18 protein-coding genes are annotated in these 21,300 nt (G+C 66.0%); 12 read left to right on the forward strand and 6 right to left on the reverse strand.

Translation table 11 applies throughout. From position 1 onward, the window contains the following. Positions 1-77: 77 nt before the first annotated feature. Positions 78-1,031 carry a protein translocase subunit SecF gene (gene secF, locus CFR72_RS09440; protein WP_110913711.1) on the reverse strand — a complete coding sequence of 318 codons (954 nt, stop codon included), beginning with the start codon at positions 1,029-1,031 and terminating at the stop codon, positions 78-80. Positions 1,032-1,042: 11 nt separating this feature from the next. Further along, positions 1,043-2,596, reverse strand: a complete 1,554-nt coding sequence (gene secD / locus CFR72_RS09445; protein WP_110913712.1) for a protein translocase subunit SecD — start codon at positions 2,594-2,596, stop codon at positions 1,043-1,045. Positions 2,597-2,890: 294 nt separating this feature from the next. Between secD and CFR72_RS09450 the strand changes: the two genes are divergently transcribed. After that, the gene (locus CFR72_RS09450; RefSeq protein ID WP_110913713.1) at positions 2,891-3,904 is read left to right on the forward strand and encodes a Gfo/Idh/MocA family protein; all 1,014 of its coding nucleotides are present in this window, start codon (positions 2,891-2,893) and stop codon (positions 3,902-3,904) included. A 114-nt stretch (positions 3,905-4,018) separates the two neighbouring features. On the opposite strand, the gene CFR72_RS09455 is transcribed toward CFR72_RS09450, so the two are convergent. The 3 genes from CFR72_RS09455 to CFR72_RS09465 form a co-directional block, all read right to left on the reverse strand. Beyond that, positions 4,019-5,830 carry an ABC-F family ATP-binding cassette domain-containing protein gene (locus tag CFR72_RS09455; RefSeq protein ID WP_110913714.1) on the reverse strand — a complete coding sequence of 604 codons (1,812 nt, stop codon included), beginning with the start codon at positions 5,828-5,830 and terminating at the stop codon, positions 4,019-4,021. Between the two features lie 55 nt (positions 5,831-5,885). Next, positions 5,886-7,262 carry an alpha,alpha-trehalose-phosphate synthase (UDP-forming) gene (locus tag CFR72_RS09460; protein WP_110913741.1) on the reverse strand — a complete coding sequence of 459 codons (1,377 nt, stop codon included), beginning with the start codon at positions 7,260-7,262 and terminating at the stop codon, positions 5,886-5,888. Between the two features lie 210 nt (positions 7,263-7,472). After that, complete coding sequence (locus tag CFR72_RS09465; protein WP_110913715.1) at positions 7,473-8,210, reverse strand: response regulator; 738 nt, start codon at positions 8,208-8,210, stop codon at positions 7,473-7,475. Positions 8,211-8,309: 99 nt separating this feature from the next. Here CFR72_RS09465 and CFR72_RS09470 point away from each other — a divergent pair, with 99 nt between their 5' ends. The 11 genes from CFR72_RS09470 (at position 8,310) to thiL (ending at position 19,960) form a co-directional block, all read left to right on the forward strand. Continuing rightward, the gene (locus CFR72_RS09470) at positions 8,310-8,855 is read left to right on the forward strand and encodes a sigma-70 family RNA polymerase sigma factor (RefSeq protein ID WP_244182239.1); all 546 of its coding nucleotides are present in this window, start codon (positions 8,310-8,312) and stop codon (positions 8,853-8,855) included. Positions 8,856-8,961: 106 nt separating this feature from the next. Next, positions 8,962-9,534: a sigma-70 family RNA polymerase sigma factor gene (locus tag CFR72_RS09475; protein ID WP_110913716.1), complete on the forward strand. Its 573-nt coding sequence runs from the start codon at positions 8,962-8,964 to the stop codon at positions 9,532-9,534. A 176-nt stretch (positions 9,535-9,710) separates the two neighbouring features. Beyond that, complete coding sequence (locus CFR72_RS09480) at positions 9,711-9,893, forward strand: NepR family anti-sigma factor (protein WP_110913743.1); 183 nt, start codon at positions 9,711-9,713, stop codon at positions 9,891-9,893. Beyond that, a complete protein-coding gene (locus tag CFR72_RS09485; protein WP_390670335.1) occupies positions 9,894-11,705 on the forward strand; it encodes a sensor histidine kinase in 1,812 nt (603 codons plus the stop codon). Positions 11,706-11,801: 96 nt separating this feature from the next. After that, entirely contained in the window at positions 11,802-13,526 is a 1,725-nt protein-coding gene (cydD, locus tag CFR72_RS09490; protein ID WP_110913717.1) for a thiol reductant ABC exporter subunit CydD, read from the forward strand. Continuing rightward, entirely contained in the window at positions 13,526-15,223 is a 1,698-nt protein-coding gene (gene cydC, locus CFR72_RS09495; protein WP_110913745.1) for a thiol reductant ABC exporter subunit CydC, read from the forward strand. Before cydD ends, cydC begins: the two co-directional genes overlap by 1 nt. A 152-nt stretch (positions 15,224-15,375) precedes the next feature. Then, positions 15,376-15,750, forward strand: coding sequence for an OmpA family protein (locus tag CFR72_RS09500; RefSeq protein ID WP_110913718.1), 375 nt, complete (start codon positions 15,376-15,378; stop codon positions 15,748-15,750). Positions 15,751-15,811: 61 nt separating this feature from the next. After that, positions 15,812-17,647: a DNA helicase RecQ gene (gene recQ, locus CFR72_RS09505; RefSeq protein WP_110913719.1), complete on the forward strand. Its 1,836-nt coding sequence runs from the start codon at positions 15,812-15,814 to the stop codon at positions 17,645-17,647. A gap of 132 nt (positions 17,648-17,779) precedes the next feature. Continuing rightward, the gene (gene nrdR, locus CFR72_RS09510; protein ID WP_110913720.1) at positions 17,780-18,286 is read left to right on the forward strand and encodes a transcriptional regulator NrdR; all 507 of its coding nucleotides are present in this window, start codon (positions 17,780-17,782) and stop codon (positions 18,284-18,286) included. 85 nt (positions 18,287-18,371) lie between these two features. Next, complete coding sequence (nusB, locus tag CFR72_RS09515) at positions 18,372-18,932, forward strand: transcription antitermination factor NusB (RefSeq protein ID WP_110913721.1); 561 nt, start codon at positions 18,372-18,374, stop codon at positions 18,930-18,932. A 41-nt stretch (positions 18,933-18,973) separates the two neighbouring features. Continuing rightward, on the forward strand, positions 18,974-19,960 hold the full coding sequence (thiL, locus tag CFR72_RS09520) for a thiamine-phosphate kinase (protein WP_110913722.1): 987 nt from the start codon (positions 18,974-18,976) through the stop codon (positions 19,958-19,960). Positions 19,961-20,125: 165 nt separating this feature from the next. On the opposite strand, the gene CFR72_RS09525 is transcribed toward thiL, so the two are convergent. Beyond that, a complete protein-coding gene (locus tag CFR72_RS09525; protein ID WP_110913723.1) occupies positions 20,126-21,295 on the reverse strand; it encodes a hypothetical protein in 1,170 nt (389 codons plus the stop codon). Between the last annotated feature and the right edge of the window lie 5 nt (positions 21,296-21,300).

Raw genomic sequence — 21,300 nt, forward strand, 5'->3', positions numbered from 1 at the left:
AAAAGAATGCCGCCCTTATGAAAAAGGGCGGCATCCGGAATTTTCCTGACTTTATGAAATGACTGCCCCGGCAGCTTTCACTTCCGCACGGCCGGCCGTGCGTTGCGCCGAAGCCGCTTTTCACCAAGCAGGAGCAGCAGGGGGGCGGCGATGAAGATGGACGAGGACGTGCCGACCACGATCCCGAACAGCATGACCCACGCAAAGCCCGACAGGCTTGCCCCCCCGAACAGTGCGAGCGGCAGCGCGGCAAGGAACACGGTGGATGACGTGCCCAGCGTGCGGCTCAGCGTTTCATTGATCGACAGGTTGATCAGTTCCGCCAGCGGCATGGAGCGGTACTTGCGCAGGTTTTCGCGGATGCGGTCATACACCACCACCTTGTCATTGGTGGAGTAGCCAAGGATCGTCAGGATCGCCGCGACCATCACAAGGTCGAATTCGAAATGCGTCAGCACAAGGAAACCGACCGTCTTGGTCAGGTCCAGCACCAGTGTAACCACGGCGCTGACCGCGAACTCCCACTCAAAGCGGAACCAGATATAGGCGAGGATCATCAGCAGGCTGATGCCCAGCGCCAGCATGCCGTTGCGGAACAGTTCGGCCGAGACGGAGGCCCCGACCGCATCCGCGCGCAGGACCTGCGCGCCGGGAATGGTGCCGATGGCATGGCGCACGGAATCCACCAGCGCCTGTGTCTGCGCCTCATGCGCGGGATCGCTCTGCGATGGGGTGTCGAGGCGGATCAGCACGTCATCGGGACCGCCGAAGGACTGCACCCCCGCCGCCGTGACATGCTGTGCCGCCAAGGCCGTGCGGATGGCCGATACGTCGGCCGGTCCCTGCGTATGGGCTTCGACGACGATGCCGCCCCGGAAATCGAGGCCGAGCGTCAGGCCGGGATGGAAGAACAGGATCAGCGATGCGATCGACAGCACGGCCGACGTCGCAAGCCCGATGAAGCGCCCGCGCATGAAGTCGATCTTCGTGCCACGGGGGACAAAACGCAGAAGGGGACGATCAAGGATCATGTCAGCGCGCCTCAGACCGGCAGGACTGTCGGACGGGTGCGCGCATACCAGCGCACCATCAGCATCCGTGACAGCACAAGGGTGGTGAACAGGGTCGTCACGATGCCGATCGTGATGGTCAGGGCGAACCCCTTGACCGGCCCGGTTCCGAATACGAACAGCATGACATGCGCCAGCAGCGCGGTGGCATTGCTGTCGATGATGGTGGAGGTCGCGCGTTCAAATCCCGCCTGCATCGCCTGCAGCGCGGTTCGGCCACGCGCGATTTCCTCGCGGATGCGTTCGTTGATCAGGATGTTGGCGTCCACCGCCATGCCAAGGGTCAGCAGCATGCCCGCCATGCCCGGCAACGTCAGCGTCGCCTCGAACATCGACAGGATGGCGATCATCAGCACCAGGTTCGCCAGCAGCGCGATGTTCGCGTACCAGCCAAACCGGCCATAGAACAGCGTCATGAACGCGATGACGAGGACAAGGCCCGCCAGCAGGCTCATCGCGCCGGCACGGATCGAATCGGCGCCCAGCGACGGCCCGATGGAGCGCTGCTCGATCACGTTCAGCGGCGCGGGAAGCGCACCGGCACGCAGCAGCAGCGCCATGTCGGTCGCCTGCTGCGCGCTGAACCCGCCGGTGATCTGGCCCGACCCGCCGGTGATGGCGGTGCGGATGACCGGGGCCTCGATCACCTTGTTGTCGAGCACGATGGCAAAGCGCTTGCCGACATTGGCGCGCGTGACCTCGCCAAACTGGCGGGCGCCGACGGAATCAAAGGTGAAGTTGACGGCCCACTCGCCACTCTGCTGGTCGATCGAGGCCGATGCGTTCGTCAGGTCCGCGCCATCGACATCCACATGGTTATAGACCGGAAGCGTGCCCTGCGCGGCCTCGCTCATCGGCAGGATGCTTACGCCCGGAGGCGGCACGGCGGAGCCGATCGCGGAATCCGCGACAAGGTGGAAGGTCATCTTCGCCGTGGTGCCCAGCAGGTGCTTCACACGCTCGTGGTCGCTGATGCCGGGCAGTTCGACGATGATCCGGTCCTCGCCCTGGCGGGTGATCTGCGGGTCGATCGCGCCGGTGGCGTCAATGCGGCGGCGCACGATCTCGATCGACTGCGTGATCGCGTCGCGGGCGCGCTGGTGGCTGGCTTCTTCAGACAGGGCGACGGAAATCAGGCCGTCGGGCGTCTGGCTGACGCTGAACTCCGAGGGCACGTTCATCGGCATCGCCCGCAGCGCCTTCAGGTCGGCCTCGGCCTCCGTCGGTGCGCGCGGGGTGAAGGTCACCGCCTGCGCCCCGGTCGTGAGGTTGCGGTAACCCAGACCGTTCTTCAGCAGCGTCTGGCGGGTTTCATCGGTCAGCGTGCGCAGGCGGTCGGAGGTGACGCTGTGCATGTCCACCTGCAGCAGCAGGTAGGACCCGCCGCGCAGGTCAAGCCCGAGGTGGATCTGCCGCCACGGGATCGAGGCTGCGGGCTGGCGTATGAAATTGGGCAGGCACAGCGCCAGGCCGATCAGGCATATGCCAATGACCGAAGCCATCTTGAGCCGACTATAATACATCATGACTGAAAGGAGTGCTCCCCACGCCCGGCCGCGACCGGCTCCCTGTCTGTTGGTGTCGTATCTGTGGCGTCATGGCGTCATGGCGCAATGACAACAGGGCGGGAACATGCCGGTCCACAGCGCAGGATGCAACCGCTGTTGCGGTGGTCAGGGTCATTGCGTTGCCGTTTTGTCGCATCTGCGTGAGGTCCGGGGCGGCCCTGTATGGCGGCTGCGTCCGTGGGGCGGGTTGTGAAACGCGCCCATTCATGAGACTGCTTCAGGCACGCGGAATGATGGTTGGGAGCGGCGTTCATGGTGCAGGCACGATCGGATGGCGCGGCGGTGCGGCGCCGCCTGCGGGTTGGAATCGCGGGGGCCGGGCATTTCGGGCGGTACCATGCGCTCAAGGTTGCGGCGTCCGCGCGTGAAATCCTCTCGGGCATCTACGACCCCGACCATGCGCGCGCCGAAAAGGTCGGGCGGGAGGCCGGGGGGGCGCCTGCGCTGTCATATGCGCACCTGCTGGAGGTCTCGGACGCCATCGTGGTGGCGGCCCCTGCCGAGTATCATTTCGAACTGGCGCAGCAGGCGCTGGAGGCCGGGCGTCACGTTCTGGTGGAAAAGCCGATTGCCGCGACGCTGGAGCAGGCCGACCGCCTTGCCGCCCTGGCGTCCGCGCGGGGGCTTGTGCTGCAGGTCGGCCACCTTCTGCGTTATTCGGCCGAACACCGTGCAATTACCGAACGTATCAGCCGCCCCCTGTATATCGAGGCCACGCGCATCGCGCCGTACAAGCCGCGCGGGACGGATGTTTCCGTCATCCTCGACCTGATGATCCATGACCTCGACCTGGTGCTGGCAATCGTGGACAGCCCCATCGCCAGCGTCGATGCGCTGGGTGCCGCCGTCAGTTCGGAGCATGAAGACATCGCCAACGCCCGCGTCCGGTTTGAAAATGGCTGTGTCGCGACCATCACCGCCAGCCGCATTTCACTCAAGACCGAGCGGCGGATGCGCCTGTTTTCGCAGGAAGGCTACCTGTCTGCCGATTTCGTGCGTCGTGAACTGACGATGATCGGGCGCAGGAGCGGCCTGCCCCTGCCGGGGACGGGAGGCTTCCGGCGGCAGAGCGTGACATGGAGCGACCATGACACGCTGGCGGCGGAGCATGAGGCCTTTGCCGCCTCCTGCCTTGATGGTGCGCCGGTGCTGGTGGATGCGCAGGCCGGGCGGCGTGCGCTGGCCGCCGCCCTCGCCGTGGGGCAGAGCATTGCCGATACCCGCGCACGCATGGAGGCGTCGGGACTGCTGCACGTCCCGGAGTGAAAGGATATTCAAAGATAAAAGTTTTTGGTGAAGCTTTTTTCAAAAAGCTTCGAAAGACGCCACCTTTTTAAAAAAGGCGGCACCCAGAAACTTTTATCTACTTTGCTAATTCGATTAGCCGGATTTCAGCGTTTCCTTGAGCATCTCCAACTCCAGCCACCGTTCTTCCGCCGCCGTCAGCTTCGCCTGCGCGTCCTCCAGTTTCTGCGTGGTGGCGGTGAAGCCGTCCGGGTCACGGGCATAGAGGTTGGGATCGGCCAGGGTGGCGCGCAGGCCCTCGATCTCAGCCTCAAGCTCCGCGATCTGTCCGGGCAGGCGCTCCAGCGCATGCTGGTCCTTGTAGGACAGCTTGCGGCTGGCGGGTTTCGCGGCAGGCTGCTGCGCCGGGCGTGCCTTGGCCGGGGCAGGGGCCTCGTGCCGGGTGGCAAGTGTCTCGTCCTGCCGCTGTGCCAGCATGTCGCTGTAACCACCGGCATATTCGACCCACCGGCCTGCCCCTTCCGCCATCAGGACGGAGGAAGCGACACGGTCGAGGAAGTCATGGTCATGGCTGACCAGCAGCACGGTGCCGGAATACTGCGCCAGCATGTCCTGAAGCAGGTCGAGCGTTTCAAGGTCAAGGTCGTTGGTCGGTTCGTCAAGCACCAGCAGGTTCGACGGCCGCGCCAGCGCGCAGGCCAGCATCAGGCGCCCACGTTCCCCCCCCGACAGGACGCCGACCGGGGTGCGGGCCTGTTCGGGGCGGAACATGAAATCCTTCATGTATCCGATGACATGGCGCTTTTCGTGCCCGACCTGCACCATGTCACCCCAACCGCCCGTCAGCGTGTCGGCAAGGGTGCGGTTGGGGTCAAGCTGCCGGCGCTGCTGGTCCAGCGTCACGATCGACAGGGCCGTGCCGACCGTGACCGTGCCGCTGTCGGGCGTGTCCTGCCCCGTCATCAGGCGCAGCAGCGTACTCTTGCCCGCCCCGTTGGCGCCCACAATGCCCAGCCTGTCGCCGCGCAGGATACGCAGGTCAAGGTCGCGCACGATGTCATGTTCGCCATAGGACTTGCACAGGCCTTCGGCGACGGAAACCAGCTTGCCCGACAGTTCGGCCTCGCGCGCTTCCATCTTTGCACCCACGGCGGGCTTGATCGCCTCGCGCCGGGTCTGGCGCAGGGTGGCGAGTTCGGCCACGCGGCGGACGTTGCGCTTGCGCCGTGCCGTCACGCCATAGCGCATCCAGTCTTCTTCGCGCGCGATCTGGCGGTCAGGCTTGTGCGCGTCGCGTTCCTCCTGCTCCAGCACTTCTTCGCGCCAGGCCTCGAACTTCGCGAACCCATGGTCCAGCCGGCGCGTCACCCCACGGTCCAGCCACACGACGGAACGTGACAGCGTTTCAAGCAGGCGGCGGTCATGGCTGATGATGACCATGGCCGACGACAGCGACAGCAGTTCGCGTTCCAGCCATTCGATGGTCGGCATGTCGAGGTGGTTTGTCGGTTCATCCAGCAGCAGCAGGTCAGGCTCCGGCTCAAGGGCCCGCGCCAGCGCGCAGCGCCGGGCCTCGCCCCCCGACAGGTTGGCCGGGTTTTCGCGTCCCGTCATGCCCAGTTCCGACAGCAGCGCCGCCGCGCGGTAATCCGGGTCGCCCGGTCCCATGCCCGCCAGAACGTAGTCCAGCGTGGTCTCGAACCCCGACAGGTCCGGTTCCTGCGGCAGGTAACGCACGGTCGTGCCGGGCTGGAGGAAGCGCGTCCCGCCATCGGCCTGCAGTTCGCCCGTGGCGATGCGCAGCAGCGTTGACTTGCCACAGCCATTGCGCCCGACAAGGCAGATGCGTTCGCCGGGGGCGACGCCAAAACCCGCCCCGTCAAGGAGCGGCGCGCCACCGAGGGTCAGGGTGATATCCTGAAGGAGAAGAAGCGGAGGTAAGGCCATGCGCGTTTGTCACCTACTCCCGCCGCCCGTGCAAGGGAAACGATGGGCCGCGCGTTCAGGCCACCGTGGCTTCGAGCGTGCGCAGGAACGCCTGCCCCCAGCCCAGCGCGGTGCAGCCATCAAGGTGCGCGCGGCACGCCTGCCAGCGGTCGCGGCGTTCGGCCTTGGGCATGCCCAAGGCCCGGTTCAGCGCATCGGCAAGGTCGTCATGGTCCAGCGGGTTGACCAGCAGCGCCGCCTCAAGCTGCTTGGCGGCCCCGGCCATGCGTGACAGGATCAGCACGCCCGGATCGTCGGGGTCCTGGGCTGCGATATATTCCTTGGCCACAAGGTTCATCCCGTCGCGCAGCGGCGTGATGTAGCCGATCTGCGCCTGGCGCATGTAGCCCGCCACGACGCGGCGCGGACTGCCGCGCGTCAGGAAGCGCAGCGGCGTCCAGTCGGGCTGCCCGCGCCTGGCGTTGAGCCGCCCGATCATGCTTTCAAGCTCGTTGCGCAGCGCCTTGTAGGCGGCGACGTCCACCCGGCTTTCGGCGGCGATCTGCAGGAATGTGACGTTGCGCTGCCAGATGGGATAGCTTTCGAGCAGCCGGTCATAACCCGCAAGCCGGTCGCACAGGCCCTTGGTCGGGTCCATCCGGTCCACGCCGAAGATCAGCTTGCGCCCGGCAAGGGAGGTGCGAAGCTGCTTCAGTTCCGGGGCCTCCGCCGCGTCGGTTGCCGTCTTGGCAAAGGCATCGGGGTCGATTTCCACCGCAAAGGCACCGACGCGCACCGTATGCCCCTCGAACGAGAGCGTGTCGGGGGCGACCAGCCTGGCGCCCGCCGTGCGTTGCGCGGCGAAGATGAAGTTGGCGGTGTCGTCGCCGGTCTGGAACCCCAGCAGGTCCGCGCACAGCAGGTCACGCAGGAACGTGCCCCCGTCGGGTGCTATGGCCAGCATGTCCGGCGCGGGGAAGGGGGTGTGCAGGAAAAAGCCGATCGGCATGCGCACGCCCTTGCGGCGCAGTTGCGCGGCGAGGGGCAGCAGGTGGTAGTCGTGGATCCAGATCGTGTCGTCTTCGCGCAGCAGCGGCAGCAGGTTGTCGCAGAACCGTTCGTTCACCGCCCAGTAGGTCGAGAGTTCGCGGCGTTCGAAATGGATGAACTCCGGCAGGGAGTGCATCATCGGACACAGGGTCGAATTGGAAAAGCCGGTATAGTAATGCCTGTGCTCGGCAGGCGTCAGGCCGATCGTGGCGTATTCGACGCCGCCTGCATGCTGGATCTGCGGCGGGGTCGTTTCCGCATCGGGACTGGTGGTGCCGTTCCAGCCGAACCACATCCCGCCCTGCAGCGCCAGCAGGTCATGCAGCACCACCGCCAGCCCCCCGGGCCGCAGGCCTTCCTTGGGGACGGGGACGCGATTGGAGACGATGACCAGCCGTTTCATGTTTTCCTCTTCCAATCTGTCCGCACGTGGGATGCGTGCATTGCGCAGGCATGCGTGATCCGGGTGCAATCACAATGTCGCAGGGTGTGCAGCGGATGCAAGGCAGTCATCGTCATGCCTGTATCGCGTAACTGTTCTGCGTCCATCTGCCGCATCCCGCCATCGCGGGCGGTCGGTCATGCCGGCGTGCCGGGGCGGCCGTGCCGGGGATCAGCCCAGCGGCAGGCCGCCGCTGACCGCCTGATAGGTCGCGATCGCCAGTGTCAGCGGCTCAAACGGCTTGGTGATGACAAAGGCGGGTTCGATCCTCTCGCCCGTCAGAAGGCGCTCGGGGTAGGCGGTGACGAAGATCACGGGAATGTTCTGCTGCTGCAGGATCTGCGACACCGCCGTCATGCCGTCGCCCCCCGCGCCAAGGTTGATGTCGGCAAGGATCAGGCCCGGGCGCGTGCGGGTCGCGATCTCGATCGCTTCCTTTTCCGTCGCGGCGACACCGGCGATCTTGTGCCCGCATTTGTGGACCAGTTCCTCGATATCCATCGCGATGATGGGTTCGTCCTCGATGATCAGGACATTCGTCTGCGCGCACGAACGCAGGCCCGCATAGGCATGTTCCAGTGTCGTGCGCGCCGTCGCCTCGTCCAGTCCCAGCACGCGCGCGGCATCCGCAAGGCTGAGTTCCTCCAGTGCGGTCAGCAGCAGCAACTGCCGGTCGAGCACCGTCAGGTCGCCCGACGCGGGCGGCGTGGTGGAGGAGGTGTAGTGACGCGATATCCACTGGTACAGGCGCAGGCGCGGACGCATGGCGGGATCATCGACGGCGATAAGTTCACGCAGACTCTCGGCCACGAGGAGATCCCCCCGTGACTGGCTGCCGGACAGCGCCCTTGCATAGCGTCTGGCATAGGGAAGGGCGCGGAGCAGATCTTGACGCCGGGAAAGCGGCATGTGGACTTCATCTCCCCGAAGAAATTGTTACACCGTAAACCATTACGGCGTTAGGCTGCGCTGCCGGAACACGGAGAGTCAAACACACTGACCCAGAGCATGTCAGCCAATTCGCAGACCGTAACCCAACTGCGCAAGGAGATCATGTCTATTTTGCCGCAATTGCGGGGCTTTGCCAGATTTTTGACCGGGGAGGTCTCCTCGGCCGATGACCTGGTGCAGGAAACGGTGCTGCGCGCGCTTGCCGCGCTGGAACAGTTCCAGCCGGGCACGAACCTGCGTGCATGGCTCTATACCATAGCACGCAACCTTTTTTATGAAACCGCGCGCCGGCGCAGGCGTGAACGCGACGTGATGTCCGATTACGCCGCCAGCCCCGACCTCGCCCGCGCCGACGCGCCAGCCAGCAGGGGGGACGACCTGCGCGACCTTGACGAGGTGATCTGGCGGCTGACGCCCCGCCTGCGCGAGGCGCTGCTGCTCGTGGGGGTGCAGGAAATGACCTATGCCGAGGCGGCGGAGGTCTGCGGCGTCAGTGTCGGCACGCTCAAGGCGCGGGTGTCGCGTGCACGCGCGCAGATCATGGCGATGGTCGCCAGCGCGCCTGACGGAACGCCACCGCCCGACCCCGGGGGACAGGACTGAGGCCGTGGCGTTGCGGGAATGTGCTGCAACTCACGGTTTCGTTACATTTTATATGCAACCCTTTCGCCGGCCCGTCCATTGGACGTGTATGAAAGGGGACACGACAATGACAAATGACTTTCACGACCAGGTGATTGCCCTCCTGCCCCGACTGCGGGTCCAGGCCCTGTCCTTGACACGCAACCGCGCCGCTGCCGATGACCTTGTGCAGGACGCGGTGTGCAATGCGCTTTCGGCGCAGCACAGCTTTACTCCCGGAACGAATTTCCCCGCATGGATGCACCGTATCCTGCGCAACCGTTTCATCTCCGACCTGCGCAAGAAGCGCGAGACCGGCGATATCGAGGATGTGCCCACCTCCGCGCTGGCGTGCAGCGGCGCGCATGAGGAACGCCTCGCGGTCAAGGAACTCGCCAGCGCGATGGACCGCCTGCCCGCCGACCAGCGCGAGGCGCTGGTGATGGTCGTCATGCAGGGCATGAGCTACGAGGAACTTGCCGAAGCCAGTGGCTGCGCCGTGGGGACTGCCAAGAGCCGCGTCTTTCGCGCCCGCCGCCAGCTTGAGACCTGGCTCGAGGGCGAGGAGCATAGCACGGAGACGGTGCGCCTGCGTGGTGTCGTCGCCCGCCTGCGCGCAGGGGGCGCCACGCGTGACGCCGCGCGCACCCAGATGGGCTGATGAAGGGATCGGGAACGTAACCAATTCTTAAAATGATGCTTTGAATTGTGATCAAAATGTGGCACGGGAAAGGGGCGGGAACTGGTTTGCTCCCGACTTCTTTCGGAAAATAGATTGCAACTGCGATGCTTATCCGAAGTTTGTGGGTAGATGAGTATAAGCTTCGGGAAAATGAGATGCCGTTAAAGGAGAACTGTCCTCCTAGGCAACCAGATAAGAAAAGCAAAAACGGGTCGAATGACGCATTCGAACTGTGGTTGAAGCGGGGACTGCACCAATTGTTCGATGATGTCGCCAACGAACCGGTACCTGACGAACTGCTGCGATTGATAGAAAACGACCGCGAGCGCAAGAAATAGATGAAAACCATGTTCCGCCGTTCCGCATCCCGGAATGGCGAGGGCAGGCCCTGGCGCACCCTGCTCCGTATCGGTCGGCTGTTCGATGCGGTGCGGATGCGCATGATGGCCATCATCCTGTTCGCGGCGATGCCGATCGCCCTGATCGGTGCGGTGCAGGCCTGGCGCAATTATGACAAGACGATTGCCGCCCCCGGCTTCCGCACCGACCTGACGCTGGAGCGCCTCAACCTCGAGATCCGCCATGAGGTCGATGACCTGGGCAGCATGCTGCGTGTCGTCGGCCATATGGCGCTGGATGACGAAGGTATCCGGCGCATGCTGGAACTGGCGCAGTCCCTGACGGGGCATCATTACGACCAGATCGCGCTGGTGGATGCGCTGGGCAACATCGTGACGCAGGTCGGCAGGGCGGAGGGACGCAGGCGCCTCGTGCTTGACGACATGCCGCGCTTCCAGGGGGATGTGCGTGTTTCCGCCATCAACGGGGGCGCGGATTCCCACGGGATTCCCGTCGCCTTTCGCGTGACCGTCGCCACCATGATCGGCGATGGCAGCGGCCACCTTGCCCGCAGCGGTTTCCTGACGGCCATCATGCCGCTGTCGTGGGATGACGGGAAACTGCGTCCGGGCGACCCGCGCCTGGATATCGTGCAGCGCGACAATCCCGTTGCGATCTGGCTGCTCAGTCCCGATGGCTCCGCCGCGGCGCCCCTGTGCGGGGACTGCGACTGGCCCCGCATGCCGTCCGCCATGCTGATGGAGCGGGTGCGGCGGATCATGCGCGGTGGCCATGACCATGCGAGTGGCGCCCTGCCGGATGGTGCATTCTCCCTTGGCCGTGTCGAAGGCGGTGTCTTCGTGCTGGCGGTGACGCGGCGCAACGCCAATGAACGCCACGCCGTGCTGATGTTCGCCATAGCGCTGGTCGGTGGTGGGCTGCTGCTGCTGACGGGCCTGCTGGGCGCGTCGAAAAGCGCGGACGTGCTGATTGTCTCCCCCCTGCGCAAGCTGACGGCATCGGTCAATCTGTGGCAGTTGGGCGGCGTGTATGATGTCCGCTCCAACTGGGCCATGCCGTTCGAGGTGCGCCAGCTTGCCCATGCCTTCAGCAAGGCGACGCGCAGGCTTGCCCGGCATGAACGCAGGCTGGAACGCGCGGCCGTGCGGCAGGAACTGCTGCTCAAGGAAATGCACCATCGGGTCAAGAACAACCTGCAGATCGTGGCCTCCCTGCTCAACCTGCAGGCCGGGCGCATCACGCAGCCTGCCGCGCGGGAGGAATTCGCCCAGGCCCGCGACCGCGTGCGCGCGCTGGCGACGCTGCACCGCTACCTCTATGCCGAGGGGGGGCTGTACAACCTGAACATGCAGAGCTTCGTGCGCGAACTGTGCGGGCAGATCATGCATGCGATCGGGGAGGCAGATGACGGGCGCATCACGCTCGACATCCAGGTGGAGGACCTGCTGATGGTCCCCGACCAGGCGGTGCCGCTGGCCCTGATCGTGACCGAGGCGGTCAGTAATACCATAAAATACGCCTTCCCCGATGGTGCGCGCGGCACGCTGGAGGTCGGGTTGCGGCAGGTGGACAAGATGCGCGCCTGCCTGTGGATCGCCGATGACGGCGTGGGCATGGCGGCGGGGCGCGTGCGCCGCGGGAGCGAGGAGCGCAGCGGCATCGGGCTGCAACTGATCCGCGGGTTCGCCCGGCAGTTGGGCGGGGAGTTACAGATGTTCGAGGAAAACGGCACGCGCTACGTGCTGGTGTTCGTCCTGCAGCAGCCCGAACCCGATCAGGATGATATCTGAGGGGCAAAAATTGCATGGCTGCCCCATGCCAGCGTTACACCCCCACGGGGCCTGATGACTGTCCCTGATCCGGTTCATTCGGTATAGGGAGCGATCATGAGTGATGACAAGACAGTGATGAAGGCGTGGACGCGGGCGCAGTCACGTCTGGGGCGCAGGCAGGCCATGCCCGTCGTGTGCCTTGGCCTGATCTCCAGCATGCTGGGGGCGGGGCAGGTGTGGTGCGTGGCCAATGTCCTTGGCCATGTGCTGCTGCCGTCCGATGCGGGCACACCTGCGCGATGGTCGCTGGCGGGACTGGTGGTCCTCGCGCTGCTGCGGGCCGTGTGCCAGGCGCTTTCGGACATGGCGGCGGCGCGCGCGGGCATGCAGGCACGCAGGCGGCTGCGTGGTGAGGTCGTGTCATCCATCCTCCATGGCGGCCCCGCCCTGCTGCGCCAGCAGCACAGCGGCGCGCTGACGGCGCTGGCGGTGGACCGGATCGAGGCACTGGACGGTTTCTTCGCCCGCTGGCTCCCCGCATCCATCCTGTGGATGGCCGCCCCCTTCATCCTTGGCGTCATCGCGGCCTTCGTGCAGCCGGGATCGGCGCTGGTCATGGCGCTGTGCGGGATTGCCGTGCCGTTCGGGCAGGCGATCTTCGGCATTGGCGCGGCCGTCGCCTCCCGCAACCAGTTCCTTGCGATGCAGCGGCTTCAGGCGCGTTTCCTTGACCGCGTGCGCGGGATCGCGACCATCGTGCTGGCCGGCCGGACGGAGGACGAGGCCCGCAGGCTGGCCGCCTCCGCCGATGACCTGCGGCGGCGCACGATGAAGGTGCTGCGCGTGGCGTTCCTGTCCTCGGCCTCCATCGACTGTGCCATGGTGGTAGCGCTGGTGGTGATCGCGCTGCGCAACGGGGCCGTGCTGATGGCGCTGCACCAGTCCGGGGCACCGGCGGCGCAGATGACGGAAACCGCCGTGCGCGCGCTGTTCGTGGTGCTCCTGGTGCCGGAATTCTTCGCGCCGTTCCGGGGGCTGGCGCTGGCGTACCAGGACCGTGCCCATGCCTCGGGTGCGGCGGCGGCCATGGTGGCCCTGCCATCGGCGACGCAGGTCCGCACGGCGGAGGACAGGATCCTTGGCACCGGTGCCACGGGCGGTCATGGCGTCGGCGTGCGGTTCGAACATGTCGATTTCACATGGGACGCGGCGCGTGGGCCGACCCTGCGTGATGTCAGCTTCAGCGTGCCTGCGGGCCAGACGCTGATCCTTGCCGGGCCGTCGGGGTCGGGCAAGTCGAGCATCATGGAAATGCTGCTGGGCTTCATCACGCCCGCGCAGGGGCGGGTGCTGTTCAATGACACCGACATCACGACGATCATGCCGCAGGCGCTGAGCGAGATGATTTCATGGATCGGGCAGAAGCCGGTCCTGTTCGCGGGCAGCTTGCGTGAAAACATCCTTTTTGCCCGTCCCGACGCGGATGAGGCCGCCGTGCAGGCGGCGATCCGCGCGGCTGCGGTCGATCGCTTTGCCGATGGTCTGCCGCAGGGACTGGAAACCCGCATTGGCGAAGGTGGGTTCGGCCTGTCGGGCGGACAGGCGCAGCGCATCGCGATTGCGCGCGCCTTCCTCAAGGATGCGCCGCTGCTGCTGCTTGACGAACCGACGTCGCACCTCGATCCCGCGACGGAGGTGGACGTCTTCGACTGCCTGCGCAGGCTGGCGCAGGGGCGCACCGTGATCCTGGCCAGCCATTCCACGGCGGTGGGCATGTTTACGGGGCAGCGGGTCGATCTTGACCATGGACAGGTGATTTCAGGGGAAACGGCGGCATGATGCGCTCGCGCACGGAACATCGTCACCATACCGGACAGCGGGTGCATGTGCTGGGGCCTGTCCTGACGATCCTGTCGATCTGGCGGCAGCGTGCGCCATTGCTGACGGCGGGGTGCATCCTGTCGCTGCTGGCGCTGCTGTGTGGCCTGCTGCTGATGCGTGAGGCGGGGATCCGTGTCGCGGGCATGGCGATGGGCGGCATCGTGATCACGGTCGCGGCGCTGCGCGTGCTGGGTGTCGCGCGCGTTGTCATGCGGTATGTGGAACGTCTGGTCACCCATGATGCGATGTTCCGCGCGCTGGCGGACGTGCGCGTCTGGTTCTTCCGCCACCTGGCGCGCGGTGCGGCGGCGGGGCTTGGCTTCCGGCGCGCGGGGGACCTGCTGTCGCGGCTGGTCTCGGATGTGGAGACGCTGGACGGCCTGTACCTGCGCATCATCGTGCCGCTGGCCGGTGCCCTGCTGGTGCTGCCGTTCCTGTTCATTGCCATCAACCTGGTCAATTCGCCGCTGGCCATCGCCATTGCGATCCTGTTCGCGCTTGGCGCGTTCGTGATGCCCGCCTGCGCCGCCGTGCTGGCGCGACGCGACGGGGGACTGGTCAACCATCAGGCGGCGCAGTTGCGCATTGGCGTGCTGGACATGGTCAGTGGCCTGCGTGAAATCCGTACCTTTGGCGCCGAAGGGCGCATGCTGGCGCATGTCACGGCGCGCGATGATGCCCTGTACCGCGCGCAGATGCGCCAGTCACGCGCGCTGGCGCTGGCGGGGATGGCGTCGTACCTGTGCGGGCAGGTGGCGGTGGTCGTCGTGCTGGCGGCGGCACTTGGCATCGGCGGCATGGGACCGCTGGCCCCGCTGCCCGCGGCGGGCGTGCTGTTCTTGACGGTCGCGGCGTTCGAAAGCATCGGCGGCCTGACCCGCGCCGGCGCGCTGGCGGGGAACGTGACGCGGGCGGCCGAACGTGTGGTCGCGGTGGATGAAAACCCCCATGGCGCGACGACGCAGGGCACGGCCCCGGCGCCCGCGGGCACGGACATCCGGTTCGAGGACATCCATTTCCGCTGGTCCAGCGACCGCGTGCCGGTGTTCTATGGCCTGTCGCTGGAGATCCCCGCCGGAAGCCGCGTGGCCGTTCTGGGGCCGTCCGGCGCGGGCAAGTCCACGCTGGCGGCGCTGCTGCTGAAAGTCGTGGCCCCGGATGCGGGGCGTGTGCTGCTGGGCGGGGTGGATATCGCCACCATCGACGATGATGCCCTGCGCCAGCGCATGGCGTGGCTGTCGCAGGCGACGCACCTGTTCGAGGATACGATTCGGGCCAACCTGCTGCTTGGCCGGCCCGATGCGACCGAAGACGACCTGTGGGTGGCGCTTGACCGTGCGCGCGTGGGCGACCTGGTGCGCGACATGCCCGAAGGCCTCGATACATGGCTGGGCGAAGGGGGCGCGCGTGTTTCCGGCGGGCAGGGGCGGCGCATCGCGCTGGCGCGGACGCTGCTGTCGCAGGCGCCGATCCTGATCCTTGACGAACCCGCCACCGGACTGGATGCCGCGACGGAGCAGGATTTCCTGCGCACCCTGAACGAAGTGACGCAGGGGCGTACCGTCATCCTGATCGCCCATCGCCTGACGGGGGTGGAGCAACTGGATCAAATATGGCGTATTTCGGGCGGTCAGGCCGTCGCGGTGACGCGGTAATGGGCGCCCTGCGGCCGGAAAGGATTGACGCAGGGGCACTCAGCGGGCACGAAGTAGCGGAAATTAGGGGTCACATCGCACCCGCGTAACAACAAGGGAACGCGGCCGCGACGATCCCGTGTAAATATATTTTTATCATGGAGTGGTCCATCATGCGTCGCCTGTCTCTCCTTCTGGGTCTTGGTCTGCTGACGGGTTGCGCGGGGGGACATCCCGCGAAGTTCGTTGTTTTCTTCACCCAGAACTCCACCCAGCTTGACACCCCCGCCCAGACGGTCATCTCGCAGGCGGCGCAGCGCGCGCTGGCCGGTCACGGCACCGTTCGCGTCGAAGGCTACGCCGCCGCGTCCAAGGACCTGTCCGCTGACGAACTGCTTGCCATCGACCGCGCCAAGATCGTGGGCCGCCAGCTTGTCGTCGATGGCGTGGACGCCAGCCGCATCCGCCAGCAGCCCCGTGGTCCCGTGAACAACGAGGACGGCGCCCTTGCCTCCCGCCGGGTCGAGATCGAGGTCACCCGCAACTGATCCCCGACGGGACGCGTTTGCGCATGGCGTGGACCCCTGCGGCCGTGACGGGTGTGTGACGATGGCTGCGGATATCGACACATCCCCGCGCGGCATATTGTCGCGTGTCTTCGGCTTCCCTGATTTCCGCGGCCTGCAGCAGCAGGCGGTGGATCAGGTCATGGCCGGGCAGGACTGCCTCGTCCTGATGCCGACGGGCGGGGGAAAGAGCGTCTGTTATCAGGTGCCGGCCCTCAGCCGTCCGGGCACCGGGCTTGTCATTTCCCCGCTGATCGCGCTGATGGATGACCAGGTCGCGGCCCTGCGGCAGCTTGGCGTCAATGCGGGCGCCCTGCATTCCGAGCAGGAGGCCGACGACGCGACGCGCGTGCGCTCCGACCTTGCGGCGGGGCGTCTGGACATCCTCTATGTCTCGCCAGAGCGTCTTCTGTCGCCGGGCATGCTTGAACGCCTCTCACGGCTGACGCTGTCGGTCATCGCGATTGACGAGGCCCACTGCATTTCCGCGTGGGGGCATGAATTCCGTCCTGAATACCGCGCGCTTGCCACCCTGCCGGACCATTTTCCCGGCGTGCCGCGCATCGCGCTGACCGCGACGGCGGACCCGCGCACGCAGAGCGACATCCTCGAAGCACTGGCGATGCCCGACGCCACGGTGCTGAAGGCCAGCTTCCATCGCCCCAACCTTGACGTCGTGGTACGTCCCAAGACGTCGGAGATGCGCCAGCTTGTCAGCATCCTCGACCGTCACAGGGGGGAGGCGGGGATCGTCTATTGCGGTAGCCGCAACAAGACGGAGCGGATTGCGAAATCCCTGTGCGATCGCGGCTATGTCGCGCTGGCGTTCCATGCGGGCCTGTCTCCGGTGGAAAAGCGCGCCGCCCTGATGCGCTTCCGCTCGGGCGAGGCGGTGGTCATCGTGGCGACCATCGCGTTCGGCATGGGGATCGACCGTCCCGACGTGCGCACGGTGGTGCATCTGGACATGCCCTCCTCGCCCGAGGGGTATTACCAGCAGATCGGGCGTGCGGGACGCGACGGCGAACCGGCGGAAACGGTGCTGCTGTATGGTGGCGACGACATCGCACGCGCCCGCTACTGGCTGGAGCAGTCCAATGCGCCGGAGGCCCAGCGCCGCATCATGAGCGCACGGCTGGAGGCGATGATCGCGCTGGCGGAGACGACGGGATGCCGGACGGAGGCGCTGCTGGCATGCTTTGGCGAACGGCTGGAACAGCCCTGCGGCCATTGCGACAACTGCCGCAACCCGGCGGTCACGTTCGACGGCACGGTGGCGGCGCAGAAGGTGCTTTCGGCCATCTATCGCACGGGGCAGCGTTTTGGCGCGGTGCATGTGGCCACCGTCCTGCGCGGCAAGGCGTCCGACATGGCCGCGCGCCATGGCCATGACCGGCTGAGTGTCTATGGCATTGGCAAGGACCGGCCGGAGGCGTTCTGGCGCGGCGTGATCCGGCAACTGATCGCGCGTGGCGCCATCCGTGTCAGCGGCGAATATAATGCCCTCTCCCTTGACGAGGCGCGCGCGCGTCCCATCCTGCGGGGGGAGGAGGTGGTCTCCCTGCGGGAGGACGCGACCGAGGACCTGCGCGCGGCGGCGGGGGAAAAGCGTGGCGGCAGCGGCCGGTTCGATCCCGATACCCTGCCGCCCGACGTGGCGGCGGTGTACCGCGCGCTCAAGGCATGGCGGCTGGGGGAGGCGCGGGAGCAGGAAATCCCGCCTTATGTGATCTTCCACGACGCGGTGCTGCATGACATCGCGCAGGAACATCCCACCACGCTGCATGAACTCGGCACCATAAAGGGGGTGGGGTCGTCCAAGCTGGAACGCTATGGCGATGCGGTGCTGCAGGTCCTGTCCACGACACCGACGGCCTGACGCCTGTCCCACGCCGTGTTCCCCTGATGCCGGTCCTGCGAAGGACATGTTTTTCTGCTAATGATAATGTGAAGATGCGGGATTGTGTGGTCCCATGGCCCGCAGTATTCCCGCCTGAATCGAGTGGTTGCCATGCGTTGCCCATTTTGTGGACATGAAGATACCCAGGTCAAGGACAGCCGCCCGCACGAGGACGGGGCCGCGATCCGCAGGCGTCGCATCTGCGCGTCATGCGGGCAGCGTTTCACGACGATCGAGCGCATCCAGTTGCGTGACCTGATCGTGGTCAAGGCGGACGGCCGGCGCGTGCCGTTCGAACGCGACAAGCTGGCGCGGTCCGTGCGCATCGCGCTGCGCAAGCGCCCGGTGGACGAGGAACGTATCGAACGCATCGTCAACGGACTGGTCCGTCACCTTGAGGCGGCGGGCGAGCCTGATATCAAGTCGGTCGATATCGGGCGGCGGGTCATGGAAACTTTGCGGGAAGTCGATTCGGTCGCCTATATCCGCTTTGCCAGCGTGCACTGGGATTTCAGGGAAACCAAGGATTTCGCCGCGATACTGGAGACGATCTCCACCTCGGTCGCGGCGGATGCGGCCCCTCAGGACGGGGAGAACCCGCCCGTGGAGGACAAATGACGGCAAAAGCCTATGGACCCCATGCGCCAAAGAGGCGATGAAGCCCTGCATTGCGCACGACGCCCGACAGCAGGAGACAGTTGAGATGACACAGACAGGTGCCCCCGGTGACACCCCTTCGGGCGAGACACCCCGCGGCGGCAGGAACCGTTCACGTACGGCATCGCGCGTGGGCGCGGTGCAGGCCCTGTTCCAGATCGAGCAGGCGGGCGACAATGCCGAAGCCGTGGTGTCGCAGTTCACCCGCCATCGCCTTGCGACCGGCAAGGCCTCGTCCGGTTATGCCGAAGGGCTGGTGCCTGACGCCGATGTGCGCCTGTTCACCGCCATCGTGCGTGGCAGCGTGGCCCGGCAGAAGGAGATCGACGCGATGGTGGTCGATGTCCTGCCGTCCTCCTGGCCGATGGAACGGCTTGATCCCGTGCTGCGCGCGCTGCTGCGTGCGGCGGGCGGGGAACTGACCGCGCAGGATCCGGCGCCAAGCCGCGTGATCATCAATGAGTACATGGATGTCGCGCACGGTTTCTTTTCCGGCGATGAACCGCGCATGCTCAACGGCGTTCTCGATGCGATGTCACGTCGTATCGCGGGCGGCGAAGCCGCCCCTGCGACTCCGGCGGCCGATGGTGAACCTTCGGTCCCCTGACCCCGCGCGGGATGTCGCAGGGACCGGTTGGAGAGAACGGTATGTCCACCCCCCACCCATCAGGCGAAACTGACGCCCTGCCTGCGGAATTCGGCTTCATCGGCCGCATATTCCGCCCGCTGGCGGGGGAGGGGGCGCTGGACCTGCGTGACGACGCCGCTGTCCTGACCCCGCCTGCGGGGCGGCAGATGGTGATGGCGGTCGATGCGATGGTCGAGGGCGTGCATTTCCTGCCCGATGACCCCGCCGATACGGTGGGACGCAAGCTGCTGCGCTGCAACCTGTCGGACCTTGCCGCCATGGATGCGACGCCGCTGGGCTACCTGCTGACGGTGGCGCGTCCCCGCCATGTTGCGGAGGGCTGGTTTACCTCCTTTGCTGCCGGCCTGCATGCCGATCAGGAGACGTATGGGCTGGGCCTGCTGGGTGGGGATACGACATCCACCACGGGGCCGCTGGTGCTGTCCCTGACGATCGTGGGGCATGTGGCCCCCGGGTGCGCGCTGCGCCGTACGACGGCGCGTGTGGGCGATGGGCTGTGGGTGACGGGCACGATCGGGGACGGTGCGCTTGGGCTTCTGGCGCTGCGTGGGCAGGTGCCGGATCCGGGCCATGTCCTTGCCACGCGTTATCGCCTGCCATGCCCGCGCCTTGGGCTGGGACTGCATGGGATCGCCTCCGCCGCGATGGATGTCTCCGACGGGCTGGTGCAGGATGCGGGCCATCTGGCGCGCGAGAGCGGGGTGGGGGTGGTGATCGAGGTCGATCGCGTGCCCCTGTCCGATGCCGCGCGGGCGGCGGGACCGCAATGGCGTGAAACCTGCCTGACGGGTGGGGATGATTACGAACTGCTGCTTGCAGTGCCGCCGGAGCATGAACAGGCGCTGCTGGCGCGCGGTCGTCATCACGGGGTGCGCATGACGCGCATCGGGCGTTTCGTCGATCCTGCAGGGGGTGCTGGCGTGCGGCTGCGTGATGCGCAGGGTGCTGCGGTGAAGGTCGCGCGCACGGGGTGGAGCCATCTGTAGGGGCGGCAGGGTTCTTTTTTGGGATGATGTTTTCAGTAATATACTGAAGGTTATAAAAGTTTTTGGTGAAGCTTTTTTCAAAAAGCTTCAAAAAGCCTCACCCCAATGAAAAACGGCAGCTCCCACACAGCCCGGCACCCAAGAAACAGGGTGGCCCCCCGTGGCTTACAGGTCGTCGTCGGTCAGGGCGCGGTCATACACGCGATAGCGCTTGTAGGGCTGTGGCGCGATCCGTTCGATCAGGCGGCGGATCGGCAGGTTGCTTTCCAGCACCCAGCCAAGCTCCACCGTCCGGTAGGGCAGGCTGCGCCCGCGTTTCATGAGTTCGGAGATCGCAAGCGCGGGCATGATCGCACCAAGCGCCGTTCCCTCCAGCCGGGAACTGACGCCAAGCAGGATGACGCGGGCGGAATGGAATTCATGCCGCAACAGCCGCTTGCCCAGTTTCAGCCACCCCACGGGCGACGGCGCGCCGCCAAGGTCGGCAGAAATGTCATACACATTGGGCACCACCAGCGCGAAGGCCACGGGCTGGCTGTCCTGCTCGATCAGGACGTAATGCTCGGGCCTGAGCAGGGGGCGAAGCTCGCTGATCATGCCGTTCATCTCGTCACGGGTCAGCGGCAGGGAGCCCCAGTTGTTGCGCCATGCATCGTTGTAAAGCTGGCGCAGGGTCTCCCCTTCCTCATGCAGCCTGCTCATGTCCAGCCCGCTCGTGGTGATGCTGCCCAGTCGCCCTTCGCCCATCCTGAGGCTGGAGGGGACAAGGTGCGCTTCCTCCGCATCGGGGCCGGTGAAGATGCGATAGGCAAGGAGGTCTTCCTGCCCGACCATCCCGCATGCCGCCATCATGCCCGGCAGCCAGTGCGGATGCCACGGCATGGCGACCATGGGCAGTTCGTGCTGCCCCTCGATCATCATCCCGAACTCGCCATTGCTGTTGGGGGTCTGCGGGCCGCGCATGACCTTCATCCCGCGTTCACGCAGCCACATCGCCGCCGCGTCGATCAGCGCGGAAACGACGCTGAGGTCGTCCACCGCGTCCAGCGCGCCGAAGAAGCCGACCTTCTCACCGATATGGGCAATGGCGACGGGGTCGATCTGCGCGGAAATGCGGCCCACGGCCTGCCCGTTGCGCATGGCAAGGAAATACTGCGCCTGCCCACGGCGGAAGAACGGGTTGCGGGTGGGCAGCAGCAGGTCGCGCTGCACCATGTCGAGCGGGGCCACATATCCCGGCAGCCCCGCATAAAGCAGGCGCGGCAACTGGATGAAGGTGGTCATCTGACGAAAACCGGAAACGGGAATAATGACAAGTTGGTCGGCTTCGTTCATGACCT

This window comes from Gluconacetobacter entanii (assembly GCF_003206495.1).
Classification (GTDB): domain Bacteria; phylum Pseudomonadota; class Alphaproteobacteria; order Acetobacterales; family Acetobacteraceae; genus Novacetimonas; species Novacetimonas entanii.